Consider the following 11,626-nt stretch of genomic DNA (forward strand, 5'->3'; position numbering starts at 1 on the left):
TCGGCCAAGGAAGAAGTTATGGTCATGAGTAGTTGGTAATGTCAACAGTCAACCGTCGTACAGCAAACAGTCAACTGTCAACAGTCAACCGTCAACAGACTGATAAAGCTTTTCTACCATTTGAGCCAAGCGTTTCATGGCAGTTTCAATCTCATCATTTGTTGCAGTCAAACTAATGCGTAAACACTCATGTTTGTGCTGCCAATCTTCCCGCAAACCTGGAAAGAAAGAACTTCCAGGCACGACAATTACACCCACTTTCTTCAACTCTTGATACAGTTCCCAATCAGTCATTGGCAAATCTTTCAGCCACAACCATGCGAAAATTGCTCCTTCGCCCCGGTGCAAAAACCACGGCAAATCTTTCGGCATTGCTTGTTCAAGAGTGCTTTCTACGATCGCAAATTTGCTTTGATAGTACGGCCGAATTACGTTGATGGAGATGTCGGCAAGAGCGCCGGACGTAATGGCACGAGTGGCGATCGCCTGTCCGTATCTTGGCGAATGAATGCACATATTGGTCTGAAAACATTCTAATATTTGAATGAGTTTTTCATCGCCGATCGCAATTCCGATTCTTTCACCCGGCAATCCAGCTTTCGACAAACTCATACAGTGCACGATATTGCCGCCAAAAATCGGCGTCATTTCGGTAAAGTTCAAGGACGGGAACGGAGGGCCGTAGGCGGAATCAACGAACACCGGCACGTCGAAAGCGGCCGCTAAATCGGCAATTTTCTTAACTTCGTCGTCGGTGAGAACGTTGCCGGTGGGGTTGCAGGGACGGGAAAAAATGACGCAACCGGTGCTTTGGTCGATCGACAGTTGGCTGAAATCCGGGCGGTATTTGAACCTGTGGGCGGCTGCATCAATATCGAGGGTGGGTTTGCAAGCGACTACCGCTTCGGGAATCAAGCTAACGCCGCCGTAACCCGTGTAGTCTGGGCTCAGCGGTAGGACGATATTTTTAAGCTGTTTGCTGGTAGTGTAGCCCCCGAAAGCGTTGGCTGCGTAGAAGTAAATCGATTGACTTCCGGGAGTAATTAGGATATTGCGATCGGTCAAATTCAGTCCGTAACGCTGGTTAAAATCCGCCAATACCGCATCGATAAACGGCTGATAACCTTGACTGGAACCGTAGCGACAAACCACCTCGCCGTATTCCGGGCTCGCCAAAAGTTCAGCAGTGCAGTCGCGCCACAACTGCTCGACTTCCGGCAAAATCACCGGATTTCCGGCGCTCAAATTGATAAACTCCTGCCCGCTGCCGGCTCTGAGTGTTTCAATAATATCTTTCATAATTGCCCGAACTCCCGTGAGGTGGGACATCTGAGCGCCAAATTGAGTCAGGGCAGGGTTCATAGCAAATGCAGCGACAATGATAGAAGTTTACAGTTTACCCATGATAACTCCAGTCGCAGGCGTTAGCCTAGCTTGTCTGAGGCATGGGTTGTCGATCGAGCATCTGATTAATTCTATAAACTCGATCGCACAGCGTTTTGTTTCTTCCCCTGTGCGCGCGCCGGAGTATAAGATTGTGGCCAGTTGTGGAGTTCTATCGATCGATCGAACAGTGTTTTTTGCCTAAAATTTAGCGAACGGAACAGCAATCTCTAATTCAAGAGTTGTGGTAAGATTTCACGCCGTCGCGCCCGATGAATTGCCGACACTTGACAACAACCATTGGGAGAATCTAAAATTAGCCGTAGAACCCGATCGCAACAGAATTTTATGGGCTCCTGTTACTGCTATAATTACAGGTTTAATCCAGCCTCAAGAATCAGATTTGTTGCTAGACCATTTTCATAATTCGCGGTTTGTTGACAGCGGTGCATTTTATCATCAATCCGACTAAAGCCAAGATAGCTCGTAAGGTCGCCCTTTGAGTGGCGTTACATAACAAAAACGTAAATTCTTACCCCAATTAACTGCCGTAAAATTCAACACAACAATGACACACTTTCCACTTATAGAATACGATCAACTTACCGATCCTAAAGCCAAATCAGTGTACGAAGAAATATTGACTGACTTGGGGTTTGGCATCGTCCCCAACCTGTTCAAGTCAATGGCAATAAACCCTGACCTATTAGAAGCAAATTGGAAAAAATTCCGGGGAACAATCCTGCAAGGAGACTTACCCCGCACGCTTAAAGAAATGGTCGGCGTCGCTATTTCCCAATCAAATAATAGCGAGTACGCTCTCCAAGTTCACCTGCACGGATTGTCAGCCTTGGGGATGAGCGAAGAACTACTGCGAACCCTAGTTTCTGACTTTGCCAACTGCCCTTTGCCAAAACGTGATAAAGCCGTAATTACCTTTGGCTTGCTGGCTGCTACAAAACCGCTGGAAATGACAGAAAGTGATTACCAAAACCTGCGGGATTTAGGACTTGATGATTCAGAAATCTTTGAGATTATTGCGACAGCCGACTTGTTTAGCTTTGTCAACCGATACACTGATGCAATAGCCCTCGAAATAGATGCTTTGTAATCTATATTTTATACCCCTATTATGGGCGAGCGGCTAGAAGATCTAGATCGAGAAGAACTTCTGCTTACAGCCCGCCGTTTGTTAGCAGAAGCTCAAGCGCTTTCCATTCGCATTTCCGCTGTCAACGAAGTTGCCACTGCCATTAACCGCACCCTGGATCTCAACCAGATTTTGCGGGTACTAGGCAAGCAAGCCAAATGGTTGCTAGACTTTGAACACTGTAGCGTTTGCCTGCACAGCACTAACACTTGCATGACCTTATTTGGCAGGCATATCCCTGTAGATATTGCAGCCCTCCCAGAGGGCGGCCCTATTCACAAGGCTTTCACAACACGTCAACCTCAATTAATTCAAGAAGCGGGTGCTACTGCTATTTTATCCCCCTACGCTTCGCAAATTATCCTTCCTTTGGAAAGCGAAGGTAAGGTTTTAGGGACAATTAATTTTGCCACAACCAAGTCGAGAGCTTACACTCAAGAAGACTTGCGGATTGGCTATCTTTTGGCTTTACAACTATCCTCAGCCATCCGCAATGCTGAACGTTTTAAAGAGATAAATAGGCTCTATTCCGATCTCGATGCCGAAAAGCACAAATCTGATCAGCTACTGTTGAACGTGCTGCCGGTTGAAATTGCCGAGGAACTCAAAAATAACGGCAAAGTGGAACCACTTTATTATGATAACGTATCGGTTTTATTTACTGACTTTAAAGGCTTTACTCATTTATCTGAAAAAATGACGCCGCGAGAGTTGGTTGACGAACTAGATTATTGTTTTTCTTATTTCGATCGGGTGATGGATAAATATTCTATGGAAAAACTGAAGACTATTGGCGACAGCTATATGTGCGCGGCAGGAATTCCTACGCCTCGCCCAACACACGCATTTGACGCTGTACTTGCTGCCATAGAAATTCGACAGTTCATGGATTTGCGAAAAATACAGAAAGCTCACCAAAATATCCCTTATTGGGATATCCGCATTGGCATTCATTCAGGCCCAATACTTGCTGGGGTAATTGGCCATAAAAAGTTTTCCTATGATGTCTGGGGAGATACAGTTAATACTGCATCTCGGATGGAATCTTCCGGCGTACCTGGAAATATCAATATCTCTCATGCAACCTTTGAATTAGTTAGAGATTTTTTTGAATGCGAATACCGAGGAAAAATTTATGCTAAAAGTAAGGGCGAGTTGGATATGTATTTGGTTCGCTATCTTAAATAAATTTGGGAGTGGCTCATTGCTAAGGGAGGATGGCTAAGGGAGCCGTTATTTTATTTTATATTTTATCAATACTCCGGACAGTTTTTGGAACGGTACTACAAGCCTTACAGGGCAAGCATCATAAAAAAGTCGAATAAAATGCAAGTCAGGGGTAGAGGTGACATTGATTTAATTATCCACGCTCGCCTCAAAGTCAAGCGAGAATAAGCCATTGGGCCATAGAAAAAGTGTCCGGACTATTGTTTTATATTTTAGAATTGGGAATTACTGATTACTAAGCTGAGGCGCATCTAAATTTGACAATTAAATTTGAGTAAATTCTTGTGGGGTGGGCGTCCCGCCCGCCCTAAAATATAATTTAGATGCGTAGCAGCTTACGACGGTTTGGATCACTGGCTTACAGTTGCAGTTTTTTTAAACTGGTGTTAGATATGCAAATAAAACTCAACTATGAACTGAGAATATATCGCTCGAAGTTCTTTTTTCATAGTTCGGTATTGTATCGCAGTGCGCCAAACTATATTAAAATGATCGAGTTGTATATTTTAAATTTTAATTATTTATGAGTATTTGGCAAGTCGATTTTTACCGCCGCCCTCTCCAAGATGAGGCGGGTAAACCACTGTGGGAACTCTTAATTTGCGACTCGGAAGGTAGTTTTCAATTTAGCGCTGTTTGCCGCCAAGGGGACGCAAATTCTAATTGGCTAGCTTCGCAGTTGCAGCAGCAAGCTCAAACTCAGAATTTGCCTGACTTGATTCAAGTATTTAGACCTCAGTCTCTGGGCTTAATCGAAGCTGCGGGCAAAGTTTTGGGTGTCAAGGTAGAAGCTACTCGGCGCACTGCGACTCTGAAATTGCTGCTGCAACAACGCGCCAAAGAATATTCGAGTATGCCTAATTATACAGGTGAAACTTACAGTGCGATCGCCCTCGACTCGCCGCCGCCAGTGCCCTTACCCGAAAACCTCTGGGGCGATGGCTGGCGTTTTGCTTCCCTACCCGCTGGCGACATTGAAGATGCTTTCCAAGGGCGTCCCCTGCCAATTTTGGAAATGCCAGAATTTCTGTTACCGCTGAATTTGGGCTTGGCCTCAACAGTACCCGTACCGGGAGTTGTAATTGACGGCGGACGCCAGTCTATGCGGTTGGCTAGATGGCTTCAGGATGCCAAACCTTTCGCTTTGAATTATATTGCTGGAGAGCCCGACGGATTGATATTGGAAGCTGGGTTAGTAGATAGGTGGGTTGTGGCTACTTTTGAAGATAGCGAGGTGAAAGCCGCGGCCCACATTTACCAACAGCGCAAGCAATTAAGTAAAGGATTACATTTTTTGTTAGTCCAGCCCGATGATAGTGGCATGACTTATACAGGCTTTTGGCTGTTGAATTTTGATCGATAATAAGATGTAAATAATATTATTTGTGATGTCGAGGGTTCGCGCGCCTAAAAATAGTAAAACACCGCCCGAACTCAGTTCCCGCCGATACAGACTCAAGCATAAATTTTAAAACAGCTTCTTGAGCTAGCAACAGATAGTGCTGCAAATTTATTCTACAACTAAAATCAATCCGTTTCGGATGCCCTGACACACTCGGTTGATGTGAGAGTGGTCTTTTTCGTTCAGACCTTTCTGGGCTAGCATGGCTGATTTCAGCAGCCGTCTGTCAAGGGGAGTAATTTGCCGAAAAGCAAAGATGCGCTGGACGATCGCCTCGATCGAGATTTTGGGGAGGTTAGCAGAGCTGACTGTCATGGTCTTAACACGCTAAAAATAAGTAACAGAACTATGTACCTTTATTTTTAAAGATTTTGTGAAGCTACTTTGTGATTAAGATCACATATATTTAGTGACAAAATAGTGTATGTGGGGTGACTGTTGTCACGAAATCTTGAATTATCTTTACACCAACTTAACGATGGCCCGATAGAATCACTGTGGTAAAACTCCAGCAGAGGGTAAAAATGGCACAAGCAAAAATCGGAATTATCGGCGGCAGCGGTTTGTATAAAATGGAGGCCCTCAAAGATATTGAAGAGGTGAAAATTGATACACCTTTTGGAGCGCCATCGGATGCCGCAATTGTGGGAACATTGGACGGTACGCCCGTAGCATTTCTGGCTAGACACGGCCGCAACCACACTTTTTTGCCGTCAGAAGTGCCGTATCGCGCAAATATTTATGCAATGAAGAGTTTGGGAGTTGAGTATTTAATCTCAGCGTCGGCGGTTGGTTCTCTGAAAGCTGAGGCGAAACCTTTAGATATGGTAGTGCCCGATCAGTTTATCGATCGTACAAAAAATCGAGTTTCTACTTTTTTTGGAGAAGGAATAGTCGCTCACATCACATTCGGCGATCCGGTTTGCGGCGAATTGGCTAAAGTATTGGCAAGTGCGATCGAATCCTTGAACCTCACCGACGTTACCCTGCACCGGGGCGGCACTTATGTCTGCATGGAAGGCCCCGCATTTTCCACAAAAGCAGAATCCCACCTTTACCGCAGTTGGGGGGCGACAGTCATCGGAATGACAAATTTGCCCGAAGCAAAATTAGCCAGAGAAGCAGAAATTGCCTACGCAACTTTAGCATTAGTCACCGATTATGACTGCTGGCACGAAGATCACGACAGCGTAACTGTAGAAATGGTAGTTGCAAACTTGCACCGCAATGCAGCAAATGCCCAAAAAGCCATTCAAGAAACAGTCCGGAGGTTAACAGAACATCCCCCCGTTTCCGAGTCGCATTCAGCTTTGAAATATGCTATTCTGACTCGGCTGGATCAAGTGCCTGCCGCAACTAAGGAGAAAATGGGTTTGCTCTTGCAGAAGTATTTGTAGTTGAAATTAAGTTGCCATCATTAGGTTATAGGTGATTCCACAGGTGTAAGGTGTGCAGCGCGCACCCTACATCATGGGGAGAAGGCAGAAATATTTGTATATCTAGGAGTCAAGAGTCAGAAGTCAGGAGTAAGATCCATTGCCTATCAACTTTTTTAACAATAGACATCTCCGAAAATATCCAAAGCTCTTCTCTCGCTACTTTTGAATCTCTCGCACTAGGAAGCATCCCGATTTTGCAAACAGTCGTTTTTTATGCAGGGGCAGCGATCGATCTCCCACTGCATTCATATATGAGCAATAATGGCAAGATGGGGTTGCAACTGCAGCACAGAAAGCGCAAAAGCTCAAAACGGACAATTTAAACTATGCTTGGCATTCCCGGATATCAGATTTTAACCCAAATCTATGAAAGCGAAAATTCCTTAGTTTATCGCGGAATTCGCGATCGCGATTCGCTACGCGACGGCTACGCCGAACCCCTACCGATCATCCTCAAGCTGCTGAAAGAAGAATTGCCAACACCAGCACAACTGCTGAGATACCAGCAGGAATACCAAATCAGTCAAACTCTGAATTTCTCAGGCTTTGTTAAAGCTTACAGCTTAGAAAAATATCATAATTCTCTTGCCATCGTCTTCGAGGATGAGGGCGCTGAATCTTTAAGTTTATGGCGGCAGCAACGTCAGATAACCTTAGCGGAATTTCTCCCCATCGCTATCAAAACTGTCGAGATGTTGGGTGAGATTCACAGCGCTAATATTATCCACAAAGACATTAACCCATCTAATATAATTATCAACCCCAAAACCGGGGAAGTCAAAATTATTGACTTCGGCATTTCGACAGTCTTGTCTATAGAAAATCCTACCCTAATAAGTCCCAACGTTTTAGAGGGAACTTTAGCTTATATAGCACCCGAACAAACCGGAAGAATGAATCGCGGCATCGATTACCGCGCTGATTTTTATTCCCTAGGTGCAACTTTTTACGAACTGCTAACTAATCAACTGCCTTTTGAAGGTAATGACGCGATCGAATTAGTACACTGTCACATCGCTAAACAACCCCTTCCGCCCCAAGAAGTCCATCCAGAGATTCCTAAACCTGTTTCAGATATCGTAATGAAACTGTTAGCAAAAACCGCAGAAGAGCGATATCAAAGCGCTTGGGGAATTCAAGCAGATTTAGAGTTATGTCTCACTCAACTGCAAACTCAAGGCAAGATAGAAGACTTTCCTATTGGTCAGCACGATATTTCAGATAAGTTTCAAATTTCTCAAAAACTTTACGGCCGAGAAACAGAAATAGAAAGCCTGCTGGCGGCATTTGAGCGAGTTGCAGGTAGCTTGCAGGAAGAAGCAGAAAGTCTAACCTCAGACACTCAGCCATCCCCCAACAGCCGACCACATTCCGAAATGATGTTAGTATTCGGATATTCCGGCATTGGCAAATCAGCATTAGTACAAGAAATTTACAAACCCATTACCCGAAAAAAAGGTTATTTCATCGCCGGGAAATTTGACCAGTTTCAGCGAAATATTCCTTACAGCGCCGTCATTAAAGCTTTTCAAGAATTAGTGCAGCAATTGCTCGCAGAAACAGAAGTCAAACTCCAACAGTGGCGCGAAAAAATATTAACAGCAGTTGGAGTTAACGCTCAAGTCGTTATTGATGTAATTCCCGAATTAGAATTAATAGTGGGCAAGCAGCCAGAATTATCCGAACTTCCTTCCGCTGAATCCCAAAATCGGTTTAATTTAGTATTGCATAACTTCATCCGCGTATTTTGCAAGCCTGAACATCCCTTAGTCATGTTTCTCGACGATTTGCAGTGGGCAGACTCCGCAAGTTTGCAGATGCTTCAATTGATAATCACCGACCCAGATATGCAATATCTGTTTCTGATTGGTGCTTATCGGGATAATGAAGTCACTGCCGCCCATCCGCTGATGTTAACAATTAATGAGATTCAGAAAACTGGATGCGTAATTAATTCAATTTCCCTCTTACCTTTAAAGTTAAATTATGTCAATTATTTAATTGCAGATACTCTTAAATGCCATCTCGAAAAAGCCCTGCCCTTAGCAGAGTTAGTCCTGCAAAAAACTCAAGGCAATCCCTTTTTTATTAACGAGTTTCTCAAATCACTTTATGCTGAGAAACTGTTGAAATTTGGACCCACCTCTCCGACGATTGAGGGGGCCAAGGGAGACTGGCAGTGGGATTTAGAGCAAATTCAAGCCAAGGGAATTACTGACAATGTAGTCGAACTGATGGCAGGAAAAATTCAAAAACTGTCCCAGGCAACACAGCAAGTATTAAAATTTGCTGCTTGCATTGGCAACCAATTTGACGTAAAAATGTTGGCGATTGTTAGTGAAAATTCAGTAAAAGCAACTAACGAGAAACTTTTGGAAGCAGTTAGGCAAAATTTAATTATTCCCGTGGGGAATGATTACAGATTTCTAGAATTAGAGCAAAGTTCAGAAGATTTAACTGTTTATTACAAATTTTTGCACGATCGCGTCCAGCAAGCCGCCTATTCTCTAATTCCCGAACCAGAAAAGCAAGTTGTCCACTATCGAGTCGGACAACTTTTGTTGGAAAATACTGCGCCGGAACAGCGACAACATAAAATATTTGATATCGTCAATCACCTCAACTTTGGCAGCGAATTAATTGCCACGCAGCCACAGCGCAATGAACTGGCAGCGCTCAACCTTTTAGCAGGCAAAAAAGCCAAAGTTTCCGCTGCTTATAAATCAGCACTAGATTACTTCGCGGCGGGCAGGCAATTATTAAGTGCAGACAGTTGGCAAACCCAATACGACTTAACGCTGAATCTCTACGAAGAAGCAGCAGAAGCCGCTTACATCAGTACCGATTTCGAGCAGATGGAGGAATTAGCAACTTCCGTGCTGCAACAAGCCAAAACAGTGCTCGATAAAGTAAAAGTCTATCAAGTAAAAATTCGCTCTCAGTTAGCCCAAAGCCAGTTCCAGCAAGCATTAGACACAGCTTTATCAGTGCTAGAACTGTTAGATATACATTTTCCCAAACAGCCCAATACGACAGATATTGAGGCGGCGTTGCAAGCAACTCAGGCAGCGCTAACAGGCAGAGAAATCGAAGATTTAATCGATTTACCACTGATGACAGCCCCGGACAAATTAGCAGCCATGCAGGTGATATCCAGCACTCTTGATGTTGCGTATTTTTCCTTCCCAAAACTCCAGCCTTTATTGATTTTTAAACTGGTAAATTTATCCCTAGAATATGGCAATAATCCTTATTCTTTGCCCGCTTATGCCCGTTGTGGAATGCTTTTTAGCGCGATTTTCAACGACATAGAATCTGGCTATCGATTTGGCGAACTGGCTTTAAATTTGCTGGAGCGAATTAACGCCGGCACAGTTAAAGCACACACGCTTCACTGCGTTAATGCTTTTGTCAAACATTACAAAGAATCGGTTAGGAAAACTTTAAAGCTGTCGCATGATGGTTGGGCAATCGGTTTAGAAACCGGAGACATAGGAAATGCCTGCCACAATGCCAGTGTGTACTGCTGGCATAGCTATTTTGTTGGCAAAGAACTCACAGAATTGGAAAGAGAAATAGCTGCCTACCATGGCATAATACGCCAACTCAAGCAAGAATTTGATTTGACCAGCAATGAAGTAATCCGGCAGGTAGTTCTCAACTTAATCGATCGCTCGGAGAATCCTTGCAAGCTAATGGGGGAAGCATATAATGAAGACACGCAGTTGCCTATGATGCTGCAAAAAAACAATCGTAGTGCAGTTTTTATTATTTACTTGCAAAAAACGCTTCTCTGTTATCTCTTTGGAGAATTTGCTGAAGCTGTAAAATATGCTGACTTAGCAGCGCCATATTTAGCTGGAGTGGTTGGTTCGCTTGTTGCGCCCCTCTTTTATTTCTACGATTCTCTGGTGCGACTTGCGGTTTACTTTGATGTCAGCCAGAGCGATCGCGAACAAATGTTAGAACAAGTAACCGCCAATCTGGAGAAACTGAAAGTATTGGCCACTCACGCACCGATGAATTACTTGCAGAAAGTAGAACTAATAGAAGCAGAATTGTGCCACATTCAAGGGGAAAACTTTGAAGCAATGGACTGGTACGATCGCGCGATCGCCACCGCTGGAGAAAACGAATACATCAACGAAGAAGCCCTCTCCTACGAACTAGCTGCCAAATTTTACTTATCTAAAAATAAGACATTGATTGCCAATACCTACCTGCAAAATGCCCGCTATTCTTATCTCCGCTGGGGTGCAGCAGCCAAAGTTAAAGACTTAGAAAAACGCTACCCTCAGCTATGGCTGAGACAAACATCAACAGGTACAAACCTTTCTGCCATAACCACATCCCTTCCGCCAACATCCACAGGCAGCAGCAGCTCATCAATGCTTGACTTTACCACAGTAATCAAAGCATCGCAAGCAATATCCGGCGAAGTAGTATTAGCATCCTTGCTGTCAAACTTAATTAAACTTACCATTGAAAATGCCGGAGCTCAAAAAGGTTTTCTTATCTTGCTAAACAGCAGGGGCGAACTCAGAATTGAAGCTGCCGGAGACGTTGACGGTTCCGTCCAAGTCTTGCAATCTCTTGCTGTTAATAACAGTCAGGAGCTCCCGACATCTATTATCAACTATGTCGCAAGAACTCAGTCAGATGTAGTTTTAAACGATGCCGTCCGCGAAGGAACCTTTACCGCAGAGCCTTATATTGCAATTAATCAACCCAAATCAGTATTGTGCGCCCCCATCATCAATCAAGGCAAACTCATCGGCATTTTGTATCTAGAAAACAATCTCGCAACTGGCGCTTTTACAGCAGACAGATTAGCAGTATTGAACATAATTTCTGCCCAAGCTGCTATTTCCCTAGAAAATGCCCAACTTTATCAAACCCTAGAGCAAAAAGTAGAAGAACGCACCGCACAATTAGCCCAAGCTAATAGAGAAATATTGGTTTTGAACGATCGGCTAAAAGTAGAAAACCTTCGCATGAGTGCCGAACTAGACGTAACCCGCCGCC

General features: G+C 44.1%; 9 protein-coding genes. 7 read left to right on the top strand and 2 right to left on the bottom strand.

Annotated features, from left to right (window positions below):
• Window positions 1-84: 84 nt before the first annotated feature.
• Window positions 85-1,362, bottom strand: a complete 1,278-nt coding sequence (locus QUA77_RS22085; RefSeq protein WP_333036253.1) for a valine--pyruvate transaminase — start codon at window positions 1,360-1,362, stop codon at window positions 85-87.
• 16 nt (window positions 1,363-1,378) lie between these two features.
• On the opposite strand from QUA77_RS22085, the gene QUA77_RS22090 reads away from it, so the two are divergent.
• From QUA77_RS22090 to QUA77_RS22110, 5 genes are all read left to right on the top strand, one after another.
• Window positions 1,379-1,588 carry a hypothetical protein gene (locus QUA77_RS22090; RefSeq protein ID WP_333452504.1) on the top strand — a complete coding sequence of 70 codons (210 nt, stop codon included), beginning with the start codon at window positions 1,379-1,381 and terminating at the stop codon, window positions 1,586-1,588.
• 39 nt (window positions 1,589-1,627) lie between these two features.
• The gene (locus tag QUA77_RS22095; protein WP_333452506.1) at window positions 1,628-1,855 is read left to right on the top strand and encodes a hypothetical protein; all 228 of its coding nucleotides are present in this window, start codon (window positions 1,628-1,630) and stop codon (window positions 1,853-1,855) included.
• Between the two features lie 96 nt (window positions 1,856-1,951).
• A complete protein-coding gene (locus tag QUA77_RS22100; protein ID WP_333452508.1) occupies window positions 1,952-2,494 on the top strand; it encodes a peroxidase-related enzyme in 543 nt (180 codons plus the stop codon).
• Between the two features lie 21 nt (window positions 2,495-2,515).
• Window positions 2,516-3,721: an adenylate/guanylate cyclase domain-containing protein gene (locus tag QUA77_RS22105; RefSeq protein WP_333452510.1), complete on the top strand. Its 1,206-nt coding sequence runs from the start codon at window positions 2,516-2,518 to the stop codon at window positions 3,719-3,721.
• Between the two features lie 562 nt (window positions 3,722-4,283).
• A complete protein-coding gene (locus QUA77_RS22110) occupies window positions 4,284-5,123 on the top strand; it encodes a Tab2/Atab2 family RNA-binding protein (protein ID WP_333452512.1) in 840 nt (279 codons plus the stop codon).
• A gap of 147 nt (window positions 5,124-5,270) precedes the next feature.
• Here the strand turns inward: QUA77_RS22110 and QUA77_RS22115 are convergent, their stop codons facing one another.
• Window positions 5,271-5,477: a hypothetical protein gene (locus tag QUA77_RS22115; RefSeq protein ID WP_333036261.1), complete on the bottom strand. Its 207-nt coding sequence runs from the start codon at window positions 5,475-5,477 to the stop codon at window positions 5,271-5,273.
• A 209-nt stretch (window positions 5,478-5,686) separates the two neighbouring features.
• Between QUA77_RS22115 and QUA77_RS22120 the strand changes: the two genes are divergently transcribed.
• Entirely contained in the window at window positions 5,687-6,559 is an 873-nt protein-coding gene (locus QUA77_RS22120; RefSeq protein WP_333452514.1) for an S-methyl-5'-thioadenosine phosphorylase, read from the top strand.
• Between the two features lie 368 nt (window positions 6,560-6,927).
• The coding region (locus QUA77_RS22125) for an AAA family ATPase (protein ID WP_333452516.1) at window positions 6,928-11,626 on the top strand (4,699 nt) is incomplete at its 3' end.

Source organism: Microcoleus sp. K5-D4 (genome assembly GCF_036704575.1).
In the GTDB taxonomy this organism is placed as follows: domain Bacteria; phylum Cyanobacteriota; class Cyanobacteriia; order Cyanobacteriales; family Microcoleaceae; genus Microcoleus.

Coding starts and splice junctions, on each gene's coding strand:
- QUA77_RS22085 (WP_333036253.1), bottom strand. CDS start 1,362: ATGAACCCTGCCCTGACTCAATTTGGCGCTCAGATGTCCCACCTCACG.
- QUA77_RS22090 (WP_333452504.1), top strand. CDS start 1,379: ATGATAGAAGTTTACAGTTTACCCATGATAACTCCAGTCGCAGGCGTT.
- QUA77_RS22100 (WP_333452508.1), top strand. CDS start 1,952: ATGACACACTTTCCACTTATAGAATACGATCAACTTACCGATCCTAAA.
- QUA77_RS22105 (WP_333452510.1), top strand. CDS start 2,516: ATGGGCGAGCGGCTAGAAGATCTAGATCGAGAAGAACTTCTGCTTACA.
- QUA77_RS22110 (WP_333452512.1), top strand. CDS start 4,284: ATGAGTATTTGGCAAGTCGATTTTTACCGCCGCCCTCTCCAAGATGAG.
- QUA77_RS22115 (WP_333036261.1), bottom strand. CDS start 5,477: ATGACAGTCAGCTCTGCTAACCTCCCCAAAATCTCGATCGAGGCGATC.
- QUA77_RS22120 (WP_333452514.1), top strand. CDS start 5,687: ATGGCACAAGCAAAAATCGGAATTATCGGCGGCAGCGGTTTGTATAAA.